General features: G+C 75.6%; 20 protein-coding genes. 13 read left to right on the top strand and 7 right to left on the bottom strand.

The features are described from left to right. From ATM99_RS04160 to ATM99_RS04185, 6 genes are all read left to right on the top strand, one after another. On the top strand, positions 1-3,717 hold a 3,717-nt coding region (locus ATM99_RS04160), incomplete at its 5' end, for a nitrate reductase subunit alpha (RefSeq protein ID WP_062101674.1). Positions 3,718-3,784: 67 nt separating this feature from the next. After that, positions 3,785-5,485, top strand: a complete 1,701-nt coding sequence (gene narH, locus ATM99_RS04165) for a nitrate reductase subunit beta (protein ID WP_062101675.1) — start codon at positions 3,785-3,787, stop codon at positions 5,483-5,485. Then, on the top strand, positions 5,482-6,159 hold the full coding sequence (gene narJ, locus ATM99_RS04170) for a nitrate reductase molybdenum cofactor assembly chaperone (protein ID WP_062101676.1): 678 nt from the start codon (positions 5,482-5,484) through the stop codon (positions 6,157-6,159). Before narH ends, narJ begins: the two co-directional genes overlap by 4 nt. Further along, entirely contained in the window at positions 6,156-6,911 is a 756-nt protein-coding gene (narI, locus tag ATM99_RS04175) for a respiratory nitrate reductase subunit gamma (protein WP_062101677.1), read from the top strand. Before narJ ends, narI begins: the two co-directional genes overlap by 4 nt. A gap of 45 nt (positions 6,912-6,956) precedes the next feature. Further along, complete coding sequence (locus ATM99_RS04180) at positions 6,957-7,298, top strand: hypothetical protein (protein ID WP_062101678.1); 342 nt, start codon at positions 6,957-6,959, stop codon at positions 7,296-7,298. Further along, a complete protein-coding gene (locus ATM99_RS04185; protein WP_062101679.1) occupies positions 7,295-8,524 on the top strand; it encodes a ThiF family adenylyltransferase in 1,230 nt (409 codons plus the stop codon). Before ATM99_RS04180 ends, ATM99_RS04185 begins: the two co-directional genes overlap by 4 nt. Positions 8,525-8,534: 10 nt before the next feature. On the opposite strand, the gene ATM99_RS04190 is transcribed toward ATM99_RS04185, so the two are convergent. Genes ATM99_RS04190 through glp form a run of 3 tightly spaced genes read right to left on the bottom strand, consistent with a single transcriptional unit; the run spans position 8,535 to position 10,742 of the window. Continuing rightward, positions 8,535-9,023 (bottom strand): molybdenum cofactor biosynthesis protein B, encoded by a 489-nt coding sequence (locus ATM99_RS04190; RefSeq protein ID WP_062101680.1) that lies wholly within the window; start codon positions 9,021-9,023, stop codon positions 8,535-8,537. Further along, positions 9,016-9,495 (bottom strand): cyclic pyranopterin monophosphate synthase MoaC, encoded by a 480-nt coding sequence (gene moaC, locus ATM99_RS04195; RefSeq protein WP_062101681.1) that lies wholly within the window; start codon positions 9,493-9,495, stop codon positions 9,016-9,018. Before moaC ends, ATM99_RS04190 begins: the two co-directional genes overlap by 8 nt. Continuing rightward, positions 9,492-10,742 carry a gephyrin-like molybdotransferase Glp gene (glp, locus tag ATM99_RS04200; protein ID WP_062101682.1) on the bottom strand — a complete coding sequence of 417 codons (1,251 nt, stop codon included), beginning with the start codon at positions 10,740-10,742 and terminating at the stop codon, positions 9,492-9,494. Before glp ends, moaC begins: the two co-directional genes overlap by 4 nt. Before the next feature lie 81 nt (positions 10,743-10,823). On the opposite strand from glp, the gene moaA reads away from it, so the two are divergent. Next, positions 10,824-11,873, top strand: a complete 1,050-nt coding sequence (moaA, locus tag ATM99_RS04205) for a GTP 3',8-cyclase MoaA (protein WP_062101683.1) — start codon at positions 10,824-10,826, stop codon at positions 11,871-11,873. After that, positions 11,870-12,166 carry a MoaD/ThiS family protein gene (locus ATM99_RS04210; RefSeq protein ID WP_062101684.1) on the top strand — a complete coding sequence of 99 codons (297 nt, stop codon included), beginning with the start codon at positions 11,870-11,872 and terminating at the stop codon, positions 12,164-12,166. Before moaA ends, ATM99_RS04210 begins: the two co-directional genes overlap by 4 nt. Before the next feature lie 62 nt (positions 12,167-12,228). On the opposite strand, the gene ATM99_RS04215 is transcribed toward ATM99_RS04210, so the two are convergent. Beyond that, positions 12,229-12,684: a molybdenum cofactor biosynthesis protein MoaE gene (locus ATM99_RS04215; protein WP_062101685.1), complete on the bottom strand. Its 456-nt coding sequence runs from the start codon at positions 12,682-12,684 to the stop codon at positions 12,229-12,231. A gap of 129 nt (positions 12,685-12,813) precedes the next feature. On the opposite strand from ATM99_RS04215, the gene ATM99_RS04220 reads away from it, so the two are divergent. The 5 genes from ATM99_RS04220 to ATM99_RS04240 are packed head-to-tail and all read left to right on the top strand — an operon-like array spanning position 12,814 to position 16,327. Further along, positions 12,814-13,212 (top strand): molybdopterin-binding protein, encoded by a 399-nt coding sequence (locus ATM99_RS04220; RefSeq protein ID WP_062101686.1) that lies wholly within the window; start codon positions 12,814-12,816, stop codon positions 13,210-13,212. Then, complete coding sequence (gene modA / locus ATM99_RS04225; RefSeq protein WP_082659252.1) at positions 13,209-14,078, top strand: molybdate ABC transporter substrate-binding protein; 870 nt, start codon at positions 13,209-13,211, stop codon at positions 14,076-14,078. Before ATM99_RS04220 ends, modA begins: the two co-directional genes overlap by 4 nt. Beyond that, entirely contained in the window at positions 14,075-14,992 is a 918-nt protein-coding gene (locus ATM99_RS04230) for an ABC transporter permease (protein WP_062101687.1), read from the top strand. The genes modA and ATM99_RS04230 overlap by 4 nt, the downstream gene beginning before the upstream one ends. Beyond that, complete coding sequence (locus ATM99_RS04235) at positions 14,989-15,708, top strand: sulfate/molybdate ABC transporter ATP-binding protein (protein ID WP_062101688.1); 720 nt, start codon at positions 14,989-14,991, stop codon at positions 15,706-15,708. Before ATM99_RS04230 ends, ATM99_RS04235 begins: the two co-directional genes overlap by 4 nt. A 16-nt stretch (positions 15,709-15,724) precedes the next feature. Further along, positions 15,725-16,327 (top strand): molybdenum cofactor guanylyltransferase, encoded by a 603-nt coding sequence (locus ATM99_RS04240; RefSeq protein WP_062101689.1) that lies wholly within the window; start codon positions 15,725-15,727, stop codon positions 16,325-16,327. Here the strand turns inward: ATM99_RS04240 and ATM99_RS04245 are convergent. The 3 genes from ATM99_RS04245 to ATM99_RS04255 form a co-directional block, all read right to left on the bottom strand. After that, on the bottom strand, positions 16,299-16,568 hold the full coding sequence (locus ATM99_RS04245) for a DUF6457 domain-containing protein (RefSeq protein WP_062101690.1): 270 nt from the start codon (positions 16,566-16,568) through the stop codon (positions 16,299-16,301). The genes ATM99_RS04240 and ATM99_RS04245 overlap by 29 nt on opposite strands. Positions 16,569-16,591: 23 nt before the next feature. After that, positions 16,592-17,125, bottom strand: coding sequence for a hypothetical protein (locus ATM99_RS04250; protein WP_150118111.1), 534 nt, complete (start codon positions 17,123-17,125; stop codon positions 16,592-16,594). A gap of 92 nt (positions 17,126-17,217) precedes the next feature. Beyond that, the coding region (locus ATM99_RS04255) for a GtrA family protein (RefSeq protein WP_062101693.1) at positions 17,218-18,129 on the bottom strand (912 nt) is incomplete at its 5' end.

The following is an 18,129-nucleotide window of genomic DNA, read 5'->3' on the forward strand; positions in this document are numbered from 1 at the left end:
ATGACCACCACCAGCCCCCGCCACGTCCCCACGGACTCCGGCCCCGCGGAGGCGCTCCTGCGGCTCGGCGCGCGCCTGCGCCCCGGGGAGGTGTCACCGGACCTGCGCACCGTCTTCCTCGAGGGCGGCCGCGAGGGTGACGCGTTCTACCGCGACCGGTGGAGCCACGACAAGGTCGTGCGCTCCACCCACGGCGTCAACTGCACGGGCTCGTGCTCGTGGAAGGTGTACGTCAAGGACGGCATCATCACGTGGGAGACGCAGCAGACCGACTACCCGTCGGTCGGCCCCGACTCCCCCGAGTACGAGCCGCGCGGCTGCCCCCGTGGCGCGGCGTTCTCCTGGTACACGTACTCGCCCACGCGCATCCGCTACCCGTACGTGCGCGGCACGCTGCTGCGCGCGTACCGCGAGGCCAAGGCGCGTCTGGGCGACCCGGTCGAGGCGTGGAAGGCCGTCACGGCCGACCCCGACCCGGCGTACAAGCGCGCCCGCGGCAAGGGCGGCCTCGTGCGTGCGACGTGGGACGAGGCGGCCGAGATCGTCGCCGCTGCGCACGTGCACACGATCGAGGAGTACGGCCCGGACCGGATCGCGGGCTTCTCGCCCATCCCGGCGATGTCGATGGTGTCGCACGGCGCCGGCTCGCGGTTCGTCTCGATGCTCGGCGGCACGATGCTGTCGTTCTACGACTGGTACGCCGACCTGCCGGTGGCCTCGCCCCAGGTGTTCGGCGACCAGACCGACGTCCCCGAGTCCGCCGACTGGTGGAACGCCGCGTACCTCGTCATGTGGGGATCGAACGTCCCCGTCACGCGCACGCCCGACGCGCACTTCATGGCCGAGGCGCGCTACCGCGGCCAGAAGGTCGTCACGGTCAGCCCCGACTACGCGGACAACACGAAGTTCGCCGACGAGTGGCTCGCACCGCACCCGGGCACCGACGGCGCGCTCGCGATGGCGATGGGCCACGTCGTGCTGCGCGAGTTCCTGGTCGAGCGCCGCACGCCGCGGTTCGCGCAGTACATGCAGCGGTTCACCGACGCGCCGCACCTCGTGCGCCTCGAGCCGCGCGGCGACGCGTACGTGCCCGACAAGTTCCTCACGGGCGACCAGCTCCCCGAGCCCACGGCCGACCGCGACGGCGCGTTCCAGACGGTCGTGCTCGACGCCGACGGCACGCCGACCGTCCCGAACGGGACGCTGGGCCACCGGTTCGACCCCGCCAAGGCCGGCGAGTGGAACCTGCTGCTGGGCGACCTCGACCCGCAGCTGTCGGTCGCCGACCTCGCGTCGTGGGACGGCACGTCCGTCGCGATCGACCTGCCGCGGTTCGACGTGGCCCCCGAGGCGGGGCGCGAGCACGAGGGCGGTGCGGGCGTGGTCCGCCGCGGCGTGCCCGTGCGACGCGTCGGCGAGCACCTCGTGACCACCGTCTTCGACCTCATGCTCGCGCAGTACGGCGTGGGCCGCGACGGCCTGCCGGGCACGTGGCCGACCGGGTACGACGACGCGTCGTCGCCCGGCACGCCCGCGTGGCAGGAGGAGATCACGTCGGTCCCGGCGCAGGCCGCGGCGCGCATCGGACGGGAGTTCGCGCAGAACGCCGAGGACTCGGGCGGCCGGTCGATGATCCTCATGGGCGCCGGGACCAACCACTGGTTCCACTCCGACACGATCTACCGCACGTTCCTCGCGCTCGTGCACATGACCGGCTGCCAGGGCGTCAACGGCGGCGGCTGGGCGCACTACGTCGGGCAGGAGAAGTGCCGGCCCGTCACCGGGTGGGCGCAGTACGCGTTCGGCCTGGACTGGGCGCGCCCGCCGCGCCAGATGATCGGGACGGCGTACTGGTACCTCGCGACCGACCAGTGGCGGTACGACGGGCTGCCGGCCGACGCGCTGGCCAGCCCGCTCGCGCGCGGCCAGTTCGCGGGCCGCACCACCGCCGACTGCCTCGTGGAGTCCGCGCAGCGCGGCTGGATGCCGAGCTACCCGACGTTCGACCGCAACCCGCTCGACCTGGCCGACGAGGCCGCCGCGGCGGGCGTCGAGCCCGCGCAGCACGTGGTCGACGAGCTCAAGGCCGGCCGGCTGGGCTGGGCGTGCCAGGACCCCGACGACCCGCGGAACTTCCCGCGCGTGGTCAACGTCTGGCGCGCCAACATCCTCGGGTCCTCGGGCAAGGGCAACGAGTACTTCCTGCGGCACCTGCTCGGCACGGACGCGGCCGTGCGCGCGCAGGAGGCCGGCCCGGAGCGCCGCCCGACGACCATGACGTGGCGCGACGAGGCGCCGCGCGGCAAGCTCGACCTGCTGGTCACGAGCGACTTCCGCATGACGTCGACCACGCTGTTCTCCGACGTCGTGCTGCCCGCGGCCACCTGGTACGAGAAGTACGACCTGTCCACCACGGACATGCACCCCTTCGTGCACTCGTTCAACCCGGCGATCAACCCGCCGTGGCAGACCCGCACCGACTTCGACATCTTCGGGACGCTCGCACGCGAGGTGCAGCGGCTGGGCGGCGAGCGGCTCGGCACGCGCCGCGACGTCGTCGCCATGCCGCTGCTGCACGACACGCCCGACGAGCTCGCGACGCCGCACGGGACGGTCCCCGCGTCCGACCTGCGCCCCGGCGTGACGATGCCCAAGCTCGTCGTCGTCGAGCGGGACTACGCGACGATCGGGGACCGCTGGGGCGCGCTCGGCCCGCTCACGGCGAAGGCCGGGATGGTGACCAAGGGCGTCGCGTTCTCCCCCGACAAGGAGGTCGCCGCGCTCGCGCGCACCAACGGCACGGTCGCCTCGGGGATCGCGGCGGGTCAGCCGCTGCTCACCGACGCGCGTCACGTATGCGAGGCGATCCTCGCGCTGTCGGGCACGACCAACGGGCGGCTCGCGGTGCAGGGCTTCGAGCACGTCGAGCAGCGCACGGGCACGTCGCTCGCCGAGCTCGCGCGCGACCACGAGGGCGACCGCATCCGGTTCGCCGACGTGCAGGCCAGGCCCGTGCCCGTCATCACGTCGCCCGAGTGGTCGGGGTCGGAGCACGGCGGCCGCCGCTACTCGGCGTTCACCGTCAACGTCGAGCACCACAAGCCGTGGCACACGCTCACCGGCCGCCAGCACTTCTACCTCGACCACGACTGGATGACCGAGCTGGGCGAGGCCCTGCCGATCTACCGGCCGCCGCTGGACATGCACCGCCTGTTCGGCGACTCGCGGCTCGGCGCGGCGGACCCCGACGGCGGGCACGCGGCCGTCACGGTCCGGTACCTGACGCCGCACTCCAAGTGGTCGATCCACTCGGAGTACCAGGACAACCTGTTCATGCTGTCGCTCTCGCGCGGCGGCCCGACCATCTGGATGTCCCCGCAGGACGCGGCCGCCATCGAGGTGAAGGACAACGACTGGATCGAGGCGTACAACCGCAACGGCGTCGTCGTGGCCCGCGCGATCGTGTCGCACCGCATGCCCGCCGGGACCGTGTACATGTACCACGCGAAGGACCGCACGGTGGACGTCCCCCGCTCCGAGGTCTCGGGGCTGCGCGGCGGCATCCACAACTCCCTGACGCGCGTGCTGCTCAAGCCGAGCCACCTGGTCGGCGGGTACGCGCAGCTGTCGTTCGCGTTCAACTACCTGGGCCCGACCGGCAACCAGCGCGACGAGGTCACGACGATCCGCCGCCGCTCGCAGGAGGTGCAGTACTGATGGCCGCCGCGACCCTGCGCGCGACCACGCCGCCCGCCTTGACCGCTGCGTCCCCCGGAGGTGCCCGATGCGTGTGATGGCCCAGATGGCGATGGTGATGAACCTCGACAAGTGCATCGGGTGCCACACCTGCTCGGTGACCTGCAAGCAGGCGTGGACGAACCGCACGGGCGTCGAGTACGTGTGGTTCAACAACGTCGAGACCCGCCCCGGCATCGGCTACCCCCGCACGTACGAGGACCAGGACCGGTGGCGCGGCGGCTGGGTGCGCACGCGCCGCGGACGGCTCAAGCTGCGCGCGGGCGGGCGCCTGAGCAAGCTCGCGCACATCTTCTCCAACCCGACGCTGCCCGAGATCCACGACTACTACGAGCCGTGGACGTACGACTACGACGTGCTGCTGTCCTCGCCGCAGGGCGAGCACACCCCCGTCGCCCGGCCCAAGTCGCTCCTCACGGGCGACGACATGAAGATCACGTGGTCGGCCAACTGGGACGACAACCTCGGCGGCGCGGGCGAGACGATGGCCGACGACCCGGTGCTCGCGAGCATGAGCACGCAGGTCAAGGCCGAGTTCGAGCAGACGTTCATGTTCTACCTGCCGCGGATCTGCGAGCACTGCCTCAACCCGTCGTGCGTCGCCTCCTGCCCGTCGGGCGCGATGTACAAGCGCGTGGAGGACGGCATCGTCCTGGTCGACCAGGACAAGTGCCGCGGGTGGCGCATGTGCGTCACCGGCTGCCCGTACAAGAAGGTCTACTTCAACCACAAGACCGGCAAGGCCGAGAAGTGCACGATGTGCTACCCGCGCCTCGAGGTCGGGCTGCCGACCGTGTGCTCCGAGACCTGCGTGGGGCGGCTGCGCTACCTGGGCCTCGTGCTGTACGACGAGGAGAAGGTCCTCGAGGCCGCGTCGGTCGAGGACGAGCACGCGCTGCTCGACGCGCAGCGCTCGGTGTTCCTCGACCCGCACGACCCCGAGGTCGTCGCGGCCGCCCGCGCCGCCGACATCCCGCAGGACTGGATCGACGCCGCGCAGCGCTCGCCGATCTGGAGGCTCATCAGCGAGTACCAGGTCGCGCTGCCCCTGCACCCCGAGTACCGCACGATGCCGATGGTCTGGTACATCCCGCCGCTGTCCCCCGTGGTCGACGTCGTGTCCGGCTCGGGTGCCGACGGCGAGGACGCCCCGACGCTGTTCGCGGCGATCGACCGGCTGCGGATCCCGCTGGAGTACCTCGCGGGGCTGTTCACCGCGGGCGACGTCGAGCCCGTGCGCGAGGTCCTGCAGCGCCTCGCGGCGATGCGCGCGCACATGCGCAACGTCAACCTCGGCGTCGAGCAGGACGAGCGCATCGCGGCGGCCGTCGGCATGGACGCCGAGGAGATGGAGGCGATGTACCGGCTGCTGGCGATCGCCAAGTACGAGGACCGGTACGTCATCCCCGTCGCGCACGCCGAGGTCGCACGCGACCTCGAGGAGATCGCCACGGGCTGCTCGCTCGAGACCGAGGGCGGCCCGGGCATGGGCGGCGCCGGGCCGTTCGGGTCCTCCTCGGGACGACCGATGCGCGCGTCGGTCGAGACGTTCCACGCGCTGCGGCACCGCCAGCAGGCGGACCAGGCGCCAGCCGGTGACGGCACGCCCGAACGCGTCAACCTGCTGAACTGGGACGGCAACGGCGCACCGGCCGGCATGTTCCCGCCCGCGCCCGGGGAACCCGGGTACGGCGAGGGTCCCGGCACGCCGGACGAGGCGCACCGATGAGCCGGCGCTTCCCGGTCCTGCCGTTCCTCGACCCCGTGCGGGTCGACGCCGAGCAGCGCGCGACCGCGCACATGGCGGCCGCGCTGCTGCTCGACCACCCGGGGCCCGACCACGACGCGCAGCTCGCGGGGGTCCGCGAGGCGGCGGCGTCGCTGCCGGGCGCCGTGCGCGACGCGCTGCTCGCGTTCGTCGACGCCGTCGGCGCGTGGGACCTCACCGACCGGCAGGCGCACTACGTGCAGACGTTCGACCTGCGCCGCCGCTGCGCGCTGTACCTCACCTACTACGGTGCGGGCGACACGCGACGGCGCGGCATGGCGCTCGTCCGGTTCTCCGAGGCGTTCCGGGCGTGCGGCTGGCAGCCGCGCGAGGACGAGCTGCCCGACCACCTGCCCGGCGTCCTCGAGCTGTCGGCACGCGACCGCGGCCCCGTCCCGGACGTGCTGCTCGCGAGCCACCGCGACGGGCTGGAGGTGCTGCGCTCGGCGCTGCACGGCTACGGCTCGCCGTACGCGCACCTGCTCGACGCGGTGTGCCTCACGCTGCCGCCCGTCGACGACGCGACGGCCGCCCGGTTCGCGGCGCTGCTCACGCAGGGCCCCCCGACCGAGACGGTCGGCATGGACACCCCGCTGCTCCCCTTCCCGACCGTCCGCTCGGAGGTCCCGGCATGACCCCCACCGACACGCTGCTGTGGGTCGCGTTGCCGTACGCGGTGGCCGCCGTGTTCGTCGTCGGGCACGTGTGGCGCTACCGCTACGACCAGTTCGGCTGGACGACACGCTCGTCGCAGGTCTACGAGAACCGGCTGCTGCGCTGGGGCTCGCCCATGTTCCACCTGGGCATCCTCATGGTCATCGCGGGCCACGTCGTCGGCCTGCTGGTCCCGCGCACGTGGCTCGAGGCGATCGGGATCGACGAGCACGCCTACCACCTGGGCGCGACGTGGATGGGCACGGCCGCCGCCGTGCTGACGATCGCGGGCCTGGTGATCCTCATCTACCGACGCCGCATGGTCGGGCCGGTGTTCCTCGCCACGACCCGCTCGGACAAGCTCATGTACGTCGTGCTCGCCGCGACGCTGGGCTTCGGCACCGCCGCGACCGTGCTGTACCAGGTCTTCGGCGCCGCGTACGACTACCGCGGCAGCATCTCGCCGTGGATCCGCAGCCTCCTGACGTTCCAGCCGCAGCCCGCGCTCATGTCCGACGTGCCGCTGATGTTCCAGCTGCACGTCCTCAGCGCGCTGGTCCTGTTCGCGATCTGGCCGTTCACGCGGCTCGTGCACGTGTTCTCGGCGCCCGTCGGCTACCTGTTCCGGCCGTACGTCGTGTACCGCTCGCGCGACCGGGCGAGCGGCTCGTCGCGGGCCGTGCGGCCCGGCTGGGAGCGCGTCGAGCGCCCGGGAGCCCGCCCGCGCCTGTGAGACCGTCGACATCCGTCCGTCACCGAGCCCTGGGAGGATCGACCCATGCCGGACCTCACCGCCCTCGCCGCCGAGCACCTCGCCGCGGCCCGCACCGACCCGCACGGCCGCAGCGCGCAGCTCGTGGTGCACGACGGCGAGCTGCGGCAGACCGTCATCGCGCTCGTCGAGGGGGCGCGGCTCGGTGAGCACGCGTCTCCCCCGGCCGCGTCGCTGCAGGCCCTTCAGGGGCACGTACGCGTCGAGGTCGACGGCGACGTGCAGCGGGACGTCGCCGCCGGCGAGCTGTGGGAGCTCACGCACGAGCGGCACTCGGTGCTGGCCCTGGCGGACAGCGTCCTGCTGCTCACGACCGTGACGAGCGTCGCCACGGGGTCGCACGGGTGACCAGCCCCGCCCTGCCGCCGCTCGTCGCGCCCGGTCCGCCGCTCACGGCGGAGCAGGTGTCCCGCTACGCGCGGCACCTCGTGCTCGACGAGGTCGGAGAGGTCGGGCAGCGCCGCCTGCTGGCCGCGCGCGTGCTCGTGCTCGGCGCGGGCGGCCTGGGGTCGCCCGTCCTGCTGTACCTGGCGGCCGCGGGGGTCGGCACGCTCGGCGTGGTCGACGACGACGTCGTCGAGCCCTCGAACCTGCAGCGGCAGGTCGTGCACGGCACGGCCGACGTGGGACGCCGCAAGGTCGACTCGGCCGCCGACGCGGTGCACGCGGTGGACCCCGCGGTCGAGGTCGTGACGCACGCCGTGCGCCTCGACGACACGAACGCGCACGACGTGCTGCACGGCTGGGACCTCGTGGTCGACGGCACCGACAACTTCGCGACGCGCTACCTCGTGAACGACGTGTGCGCGCGGCTGGGCGTGCCGTGGGTCTGGGGTTCGCTGCAGCGCGGGCACGCGCAGGTCAGCACGTTCTGGTCCGACCCGCCCGCAGGCGAGGGCGTGGACCTGCGCGACGTGTTCGGCGGCCCGCCGTCCGACGGCTCGGTCGCGTCGTGCGCGGTCGACGGCGTGCTCGGCGCGGTCTGCGCCGCGGCGGGCGCGGCGATGGCGCTCGAGGCCGTCAAGCTCGTGTGCGGCACGGGTCGCACGCTGCTGGGCCGGGTCGCGGTGCACGACGCGTTCGCGGGCACGTGGCAGGACGTGCCGGTGCGTCGCCGCGCGGCGGCCGACGTGCCCGTCCCCACGCGCACCGGGCCCGGCACGCGCACCGGGTCCGACGCACGCACCGGGTCAGGCACGCGACCGGTGCGCGCCGTCCGGTCGGTCGGCGCCGGCGCCGGGACCGCGGCCGACGACGGCGCCCTGAGCGGCGTCGCCGAGGTCCTGCGGCTGCTCACGTCGCGCCCGGACGTCGACGTCGTCGACCTGCGGGACGCGCCCGAGGCCGCCGCGGCCCCGCTGCCCGGCGCGCGCTCGGTGCCGTTCGCGCGGTTCGCCTCCGAGCAGGGGCTCACCGAGCTCGACCCCGACCGACCGCTCGTGCTCGTGTGCCGCGTCGGTGCACGGGCCGAGCACGCCGCGACGCTCGCGCGCGCGGCCGGCGTGCGCGACGTGCGCCACCTGCCCGGCGGGCTCGCGGCGTGGGCGCGCGTCGCGGCGGCGCGCGGCGCATGACGCGCGGACGTCAGTGGTCGCCGCCCGCGAGCTGCGCGAGCGCGTGCGGCAGGACGCCGGCGAGCACCTCGAGCGCGTCGCGCACGGCCCCCGTCGACCCGGCGACGTTGACGACGAGCGTGCCCCCCGTGACCCCGGCCACGCCGCGCGAGAGCACGCCCGCGGCGACGCCGCGGCGCACGGCGTCGGCCCGCAGCGCCTCGGCGATCCCGGGCACGACGCGCTCGACGACCGCGAGGGTCGCCTCGGGCGTGCGGTCGCGCGGGCCCAGGCCCGTGCCGCCCGTCGTCACGACCAGCGCGACGCCCGCGGCCACGGCGTCGCGCAGCGCGCGCTCGACCGGTGCGCCGTCGGGCACGACCACGGCGTCGTCGACCGCGAGGCCCAGCTCCCGCAGGCCCGCGACGAGCAGCGGGCCGGAGCGGTCGGCGTACTCGCCCGCCGCGGCCCGGTCCGAGGCCGTGACGACGACCGCGCGCCGCGCGGGCACGTCAGTCACGCGTCCACGTCCCGCTGCGCCCGCCGGCCTTCTCCTCGACCCGGATGTCGGTCAGGTGCGCGCCGCGGTCGACCGCCTTGACCATGTCGACCAGCGTGAGCCCCGCGGCGGCGACGCACGTGAGCGCCTCCATCTCGACGCCCGTGCGGTCGGCGGTGCGGACCATGGCCTCGATCGTCACGCCGTCGTCGACGACCTCGAGGTCGACCGTGACGCCGTGGATCGCGATGGGGTGGCACAGCGGCACGAGGTCGGGCGTGCGCTTGGCCGCCTGGATGCCGGCGATCCGCGCGACCGCGAGCGCGTCGCCCTTCGGCACGCCCTCGCCGCGCAGCAGCGCGACGACCTGCGGCGTGGTCACGAGCCGGCCCGTGGCGCGCGCGGTGCGCACGGTCACGTCCTTCTCGGCGACGTCGACCATGCGCGCGGCGCCGCGCGCGTCGACGTGGGTCAGGCGGTCGGACCGGCTCACGCGTCGTGCTCCCTCAGGTCGATGACGGTCACGGCGGCCCCCGCCGCGACGTGCGTGACGTCCTCGGGGACGTCGATCAGCGCGTCGGCGCGCGCGAGCGCGCCGAGCAGGTGGGACCCGGGGCCGCCGACGGGCACGGCCACGGGCGTCCCGCCGGTCCAGTCCAGGCGCGCGCGCAGCAGCTGGCGCCGACGGTCGGGCGAGCGCAGCGTGTCCGGCACGGTGGCGGTGAGCCGGCGGCGGTGCACGTCGGCCGCGCCGAGCATGCGGCGCAGCAGCGGCCGCACGAACAGCTCGAACGAGACGAAGCAGCTCACGGGGTTGCCGGGCAGGCCGAGCACGGGCGTGCCGTCGGGCAGCACGCCGACCGCCTGCGGCTTGCCGGGCTGCATGCGCACGTGCACGAGCTCGGCGCGCCCGCCCGCGAGCAGCGCGTCGCGCACGACGTCGTACGCGCCGACCGACACGCCGCCGGTCGTGACGACGACGTCGGCCCGCGCGGCCGCGTCGGCGAGCGCGGCCCGCACGCCGTCGACGTCGTCGCGCACCGCGGCGAGCAGCACGACCTCGGCACCGGCCGCGGCGGCCGCGGCCGCGAGCTGCGGGCCGTTGGACTCGTGGATCTGCCCGTGCCGCAGCGGGGTCCCGGGCGGGACCAGCTCGGAGCCGGTGGACAGCACCGCGACCCGGGGCCGGGCGTGCACCGCTACGTGCGCGTGGCCCGTCGCGGCGAGCAGCCCGACGGCGCCGGCGCCGAGCACGTCGCCCGCCCGCAGCACGACGTCGCCGGCGCGCACGTCCTCGCCGCGGCGCCGCACGTGCGCCCCCGGGGCGACCACGTCGTCGATCCGCACCCGGGTGGTGCCGCCGTCGGTGAGCTCGACCGGCAGCACCGCGTCGGCACCGCTCGGCACGGGCGCCCCGGTCATGATCCGCACCACGGCGCCGTCCGGGACGGACACCTCGCGCGTGTCCCCCGCGGGCACGTCGTCGACGACGTCGAGCAGGGCCCCGGGGCGCAGGTCGGCGGTGCGCACGGCGTACCCGTCCATCGCCGAGGAGTCCCACGGCGGCAGGTCGACGCCGCTGCGCACGTCGGCCGCGAGCGCGCGGCCCGCGGCCTGCGCGAGCGGCACGGTGACGGCGGGCAGCGGCCCCGCCAGCGCGAGCACCGCGGCGGCGTGCTCGTCGAGCGGACGGACGACGCGCGGAGCCAGGTCGGCCCGCGCGGGAGGGACCTCGACCATGCGCCCAACCTATCGCCGGCGGCACCCCGCCCCGGACCGTGCGCGGCCGGCCGTCGCCGGTGCGGTCCGTACCATCGTGGGATGCGAGCCGTGAGCGCCGCGGGCGGCTCGGAGCCGCGCGCGCAGGGACTGGTGGACCGGTACGGCCGGGTCGCCACCGACCTGCGCGTGTCGCTGACCGACCGGTGCAACCTGCGGTGCACCTACTGCATGCCGGCCGAGGGCCTGCCGTGGGCGCCGGACGACACGGTGCTGACCGACGCCGAGGTGGTGCGGCTCGTGCGCATCGGCGTCGAGCGCCTGGGCATCCGCGAGGTCCGGTTCACCGGGGGCGAGCCGCTGCTGCGGCGGGGCCTCGAGGGCATCGTGGCCGCGACCACCGCGCTGCGCACGCCCGACGGCGCCCGGGTGCGCACGGCGCTGACGACCAACGCGCTCGGGCTCGACAAGCGCGCGCGATCCCTGGCCGAGGCGGGGCTGGACCGCGTCAACGTGTCGCTGGACTCGCTCGACCCGCAGCGGTTCGCGCGGATCGCGCGGCGGGACCGGCACGCCGACGTGCTCGCGGGCCTCGCGGCCGCGGTCGAGGCGGGCCTGACGCCGGTCAAGGTCAACGCGGTGCTGCAGCGCGGCGTCAACGACGACGAGGCCGTGCCGCTGCTCGCGTGGGCGCTCGAGCACGGCTACCACCTGCGCTTCATCGAGCAGATGCCGCTCGGGCCGCACGGCTCGTGGCGGCGCGAGGACCTCGTGACGGCGCGCGAGATCCTCGACGCGCTGTCGGCGGCGTACGACCTGGTCGCCGAGCCCGACGGCGCCCGCGGCGGGGCTCCGGCCGAGACGTGGACGGTCCGCGGGCACGCGGGAGCCACGGTCGGCGTGATCGGCTCGGTCACGCGGCCGTTCTGCGGCGCGTGCGACCGGACGCGACTGACGGCCGACGGGCAGGTGCGCAGCTGCCTGTTCGCGCGCGAGGAGGACGACCTGCGCGGGCTGCTGCGCGGCGGGGCGGACGACGCGGCCGTCGCGGACGCGTGGCGTGCCGCGCAGCGAGGCAAGGCCGCCGGCCACGGCATCGACGACCCGTCGTTCCTGCAGCCGGCCCGCACCATGAGCGCGATCGGGGGATGACGACGGTGGACGGCACGACGACCGGCACGACGACCGGGACGCACACGGTCGAGGTGCGGTACTTCGCGGCGGCGGCCGAGGCCGCGGGGCTCGACGCCGAGCGGGTCGACGTGCCCGCCGACGCGACCGTCGGTGGGCTGCTCGACCTGCTGGCCGCCCGCCACGGGGACGCGCTCGGCGCGGTGGCGGCGCGCTGCGCGCTGCTGGTCGACGGCGTGCTGCACCGCGACCGTGACGAACCCGTGGGCGCGCCCGCGCGCGTCGACGTGCTGCCGCCGTTCGCCGGCGGCTGAGCGGCCGTCGTCGACGGTCGCGGCCCCCGCCGCGTGCCGCCCGCGCGGCGTCCCCGCGCGCGTCAGGCGCTGTTGACCCACTCGTGGCCGCCGGCGGTCAGGTCCTGCCGCTTCCACACCGGCAGGTGCTCCTTGACCTCGTCGACGAGCAGCGCGGCCGTCTCGAACGCCTCGCGGCGGTGGGCCGCCGACACCGCGACGCCGAGCGCGCACTCCCCCACGGCGAGCGCGCCGACCCGGTGCACCACGGCGACGGCGTCGACGGCGCTACGGGCCGTGACGTCGGCGACCACGCGCGCGATGACGGCGCCCGCGTCGGGGTGGGCGACGTACTCCAGCCCGGTCACGCCCTGGCCGTGGTCGTGGTCGCGCACGACGCCCGCGAACGTGACGACGGCTCCGGCGGCGGCGTCGCCGACGGCGTCCGCGAGCGCGGCGACGTCGACGCGTGCGGCCGTGACGTCGGCGACGACGACGCGGCGCGCCGGTGGGTGCAGGCGCGAGGTGTCGTGGGGCACGGGTCCAGGGTAGGCAGCCCGCCCCTCAGCGCCGCATCGAGCGCGGGGCACCGCGCACACGTCCCGCAGATGCGGATATCCACGACGTTCTCCCCCGCATCTGCGGTCACCACCTCGTACTGTGGGCGCATGCCGACCTACCGCGTGAGCGAGGCCGCGACCCTCCTGGGCGTGAGCGACGACACCGTCCGCCGCTGGATCGACGCGGGACGGCTCGCGTCGACCCGCGACGGCACGGGGCACCACGCGGTCGACGGCGGCGCGCTCGCCCGGCTCGCGCAGGAGCTCGGCACCGAGCCCGAGCCCGGCAGCGACCAGCGCTCGACCCGCAACCGGCTGCGCGGGATCGTCACGCGCGTCGTGCGCGACACCGTGATGGCCCAGGTCGAGATCCAGGCGGGCCCGTACCGGCTCGTGTCCCTCATCAGCCGGGAGGCCGCGGACGACCTGGGCCTCGAGCCCGGCGTCGTGGCCGTCGCCTCCGTCAAGGCGACCAACGTCGCCGTCGAGCACGTGGAGACCCGATGACCGTCCCGGACGCCCCGCACCCGCGGGCCGGCCTGCCGTCCCGCGGCACCCTCCGCACGGCTCCCGTCGTGCTGCTCGTGGCCGCGCTCACGCTGACGGGCTGCTCCTCGACCGGCACCGCGGCCCCGGACGCCGGACCGAGCGCCGCGACCCCGACGCCCGGTGCGAGCACCGTCGCGCCGGCCGAGGAGACGCTCGAGGGGACCCTCGTGGTGCTCGCCGCGGCCTCGCTCACGGACGTCGTGACCGACCTCGCCGCAGTGCTCGAGGCCGAGCACCCCGGCCTGACCGTGCAGACGAGCTTCGGCGCCAGCTCGGCCCTGGCCACGCAGGTCGTCAGCGGCGCCCCGGCCGACGTGATCGTCACCGCGAGCCCCGCGACCATGACGACCGTGACCGACGCGCTCGGCGGCGACCCCGTCGTCGTGGCGACCAACCAGCTGCAGATCGCGGTGCCCGCCGGCAACCCCGGCGGCGTCACGACGCTCGCCGACCTCGCCGACCCCGCCCGGACCGTCGCGCTGTGCGCGGCCGAGGTGCCGTGCGGCGCGGTCGGCGCGCAGGTCCTGGCGAAGGCCGGCGTGACGCCCGCGCCCGACACGCTCGAGCAGGACGTGCGCGCGGTCCTCACGCGCCTGCAGCTCGACGAGGCCGACGCGGGCCTGGTCTACCGGACCGACGTCATCGCGGCCGACGGCGCGGTCGAGGGCATCGACGTCCCCGCCGACGTCCAGGTGCCGACCGACTACCCCGCGCTCGTCGTGCCCGACGCGCCGCACCCGCGGGCCGCCGCCGCGTTCGTCGCGCTGCTCCAGGGGCCGGTCGGTCGCCAGGCGCTCGAGGACGCCGGGTTCGACGTCCCGTGACCACCCCCGCCGCGACGGGCGCCGCGCCCGCACCGACCGGTGCGGGCGCCTCGCCGCCGCCCGGTGCCGGTCGGAGGCCGAACAGGCATGCGCTCCGCCGCCCACCGGTCGGCACGCTCGTCCTGGGCGTGCTGGCGGTCGTCGGGCTCGCGCTGCTCGTCCTGCCGCTCGTGGCGCTGCTCGCCGCGACGCCGTGGGCCGACATGGTCGACCTGGTCGCCGACCCCGCCGTCGTCGGGGCGATGCGGCTGTCGCTCGTCACGGCGGGCTGCACGACGGCGGTCTGCCTCGTCGTGGGCGTCCCGCTGGCGTGGGTCCTGGCCCGGGACGACCTCCCCGGCGGCTGGCTGGTCCGGTCCCTGGTGACGGTGCCGCTCGTGCTGCCCCCCGTGGTGGGTGGCGTCGCGCTGCTGCTGCTGCTGGGCCGCCGCGGGCTCCTCGGGTCGCGGCTGGACACGTGGTTCGGCGTGACGGTCCCGTTCACGTCGGTCGCGGTCGTCCTCGCCCAGGTGTTCGTGGCGCTGCCGTTCCTCGTGCTCACCGTCGAGGGTGCGTTGCGCGGGGCCGACCGCCGGCGCGCCCTCGTGGCCGAGACGCTCGGCGCGACCCCCGCCTACGTGCTGCGCCGCGTCACCCTCCCGGCCGTCGCCCCCGGCATCGCGGCCGGTGCGGCGCTGTGCTTCACGCGCGCGCTCGGGGAGTTCGGCGCGACCGTCACGTTCGCCGGGAACTTCCCCGGCACCACGCGGACGGTCCCGCTCGCGGTCTACCTCGCGATGGACACCGCGCCCGAGCAGGCCGTCGCGATGTCGGTCCTGCTGCTGGTCGTGTCGGTGGCGGTGCTGGTCGCGATGCGGGGACGGTGGGTCGGCGGCCTTCCCGGCCGCGGGCGCACCCGGAGGGGGGACCGGTGACCCTCGACGCGCACGTCGTCGTCGAGCGTGGCACGTTCTCGCTCGACGTCCGGCTGACGATCCCGACGGGCGGCGTGCTCGCCGTCATGGGCCCCAACGGCAGCGGCAAGACGACGCTGCTCGAGGCCCTCACCGGGATCACCCCGCTGACGGCCGGGCACGTGCACCTCGACGGTGCCGTGCTCGACGACACCACGACGGGGACGACCGTGCCCCCGCGCGACCGCCGGCTGGGCGTCGCGCTGCAGGACGGTCTGCTGTTCGGGCACCTGTCGGCGCGCGAGAACGTCGCGTTCGGGCCCCGGGCGCAGGGCACGCGCGCACGTGAGGCGCGCACGGCCGCCGACGCGCTGCTCACCGAGCTCGGGCTCGCGGCGCACGCCCGCGCGCGGTCCGACCGGCTCTCGGGCGGTCAGGCGCAACGGGTCGCGATCGCCCGCGCGCTCGCCGTCCACCCGCGCGCGCTGCTGCTCGACGAGCCGTTCGGCGCCCTCGACGTCGAGACGCGGTCGCTCGCGCGCGACGTCGTCCGGCGCCACGTCGCCCGCGGTCTGCCGACGCTGCTCGTGACGCACGACCTGCGCGACGCGCTCGACCTCGCCGACGAGCTCCTCGTCCTGGAGGACGGTCGGGCGGCGCAGCGGGGCACGCCGCAGGCGGTCGCCGACGACCCCGCGACGACCTACGCCGCCCGCGTGGCCGCCGCCGTGGCGTGACGCGTAGCGTGGCGCCGTGACCCTCGCACCGGCCGTCGTCGTGGTGCTCACCGGCGGCACGTCGCGCCGCATGGGCGGGGTCGACAAGACCGCGCTCGACGTGGGGGGACGCCCGGTGCTCGACCGGCTCCTCACCGAGCTGGCGGACCTGCCGGTCGTCGTGGTCGGCGCGCCGCGCGCGGTGCCGCGCACGGTCCTGTGGGCGCGCGAGGAGCCGCCGGGCGGCGGACCGTTCGCGGGTGTCGCCGCGGGCGTCGTGGTCGCGCTGGCCGCGCACCCGACGACGCAGGTCGTGGTCGTCGTCGCCGGGGATCAGCCGTTCGCCGGGGAGGCCGTGCCGTCCCTGCGCGCCGCGGTGGGACGCCCCGACGCCGAGGCAGCCGTCGCGACCGGGCCGGACGGGCGGCCGCAGCCGCTGCTGGCCGCCTACCGGCTGGCCGCCGTGCGGGACCGGCTCGACGACGCGCCGCACGGCCGCCCGGCACGGCACCTGCTCACCGGGCTGCGCACGGTCGCCGTGAGCGTCGACCCGCGCATGACGCTCGACGTCGACGACCCGGCCGACCTCACGGCCGCGCGGGACGCGGCGCTCAGGCCGGGGTCTGCTCCCACCCCGTGACGAGGGCGTCGACGCGCGCGAGCGCCTCGCGCACCGCCTCGGCGGGGTCCCGCCCCTCGGCCGCGGCCCGGCCGGCGGCGAGGCCGACGAGGTAGGCCGTCAGCGGCGCACCGGGTCGCACGACCCCGTGCGCGACGTCCTTCACCATGTCGAGCACGTCGTCGGTCGTGGCGGACACGAGGTCCGCGTCCACGCCGAGCGCCGGCACCACGTCGTCCATCCACCGCTGCAGCGCGTCCATCGCGACCTCCGTCCGCGAGCAGCCTAGGCGTCGTCGGCCGACGTCCGCTCCCCCGGTGCCGCGAACGCGCGCTCGCGCGCCCGGGCCACGATCGCCTCGACGGTGTCGGCCTGCTCGCGCGAGCGCGCGACGAGCGCGTCGAGGCGGTCGGCGTCGAGGCCCAGGGCGTCGGCGTGCTCGCGCAGCGTCACCCAGCCCAGCCGCTTGCCCTCGAGGCCCGAGCGCAGGATCTCCAGCTCGAGCACGAGCGACAGCGGTGAGCGCCGCGTCCAGCGACCGTCGGGCTTGAGCCGGGCGACGCGCTCGGCGAGCGCCGCACCCAGGTGCTTCCAGCGCGACATCGCGAACCCGAGGTCGCGCGCGGTGGCCTCGTGCACGTCGCGTTCCTCGCGGAGCTGGTGCGCGAGCTCCGCGAGCGCGGGGGCGTCGCCGCCCGCATCGGGGTTGCGGCTCATCCGGGCGACGCGTGCGGACACCGCTGTCGCGCCGGTCACGTGGTCGTTGATGTAGGTGCGCACGAGCTCGAGGTCGATCGGCGCGTCGGCGTGCTCGGTCATGGTGGCCTCCAGGGGGTGCACCACGATCCTGCGGGGGGCCGCGCCGGCACGCACGCCGACGTGCGGACCCCGACGTTGCGGACCCCGGCGGCTCAGACGTGCTCGCTGGACGGCGCGGGCGGCGCCCCGGCCTGCTCGGCCTCACGCTCGACGAGCTCGGCCCGGCGCGAGGAGCGCCGCGGGCGGTAGACGATCCGCGAGTGGAACGTGAACCGCACGACGAACGCGACGACCAGGGTGATCGCCGTGGCGAGCACCGCGGCGACGTGCATGGTCTCGACCAGCAGCGCCATGACCGGCATCCGCACGAGCGTCTCGACGTTGTTGAACGTGAACGACTGCCCGAACCGGGCCCACACGCCCTTGCCCTCGTCACGCAGGTCGCGGAACACGAACCGCTCCTGCAGCAGGAAGTTCCCCACGATCGTGACCTCGGCCGCGATCATCGCGGCCGCGAACCACCCCGTGCCGAGCGACGTGAGCATCGCGACGATCGCGATGTTCGCGAGCGCACCGATCCCGCCGATGATCGCGAAGCGCGACATGCGCCCGAACCGCAGACCGGCCAGCTGCCACACGAAGTGCAGCCCCTGCGCGAGGTTGGCCTTCGACTCGCCGGCGAACCGCGCACCGAACACGAACGGCACCTCGACCACCCGCAGGGGGTGCCGCGCGAGGATCTCCAGCAGGATCTTGAAGCCGCGGGGCCGCAGCGCGTCGAGGTCGACCGCCGCGCGCCGGACGACGAAGAACCCGGTCATGGGGTCGGAGCAGTCCCGCAGCCGTACCGGGAACATCGCGCGCGTCACGGCGGTCGACGTGGACGACACGGCCTGCCGGGCGACGTTCGCCAGCCCGGCGCTGGACCCCTCGCCGACGTACCGCGAGGCGACCACGACGTCGACCTCGGGCTCGACGGCCCGCGCGAGCATCGTCGGGATGAGCTCGGGCGGGTGCTGCAGGTCCCCGTCCATGACCAGCACGTACGGCGCGCTCGAGGCCCG

This window comes from Cellulomonas sp. B6 (assembly GCF_001462455.1).
Classification (GTDB): Bacteria; Actinomycetota; Actinomycetes; order Actinomycetales; family Cellulomonadaceae; genus Cellulomonas.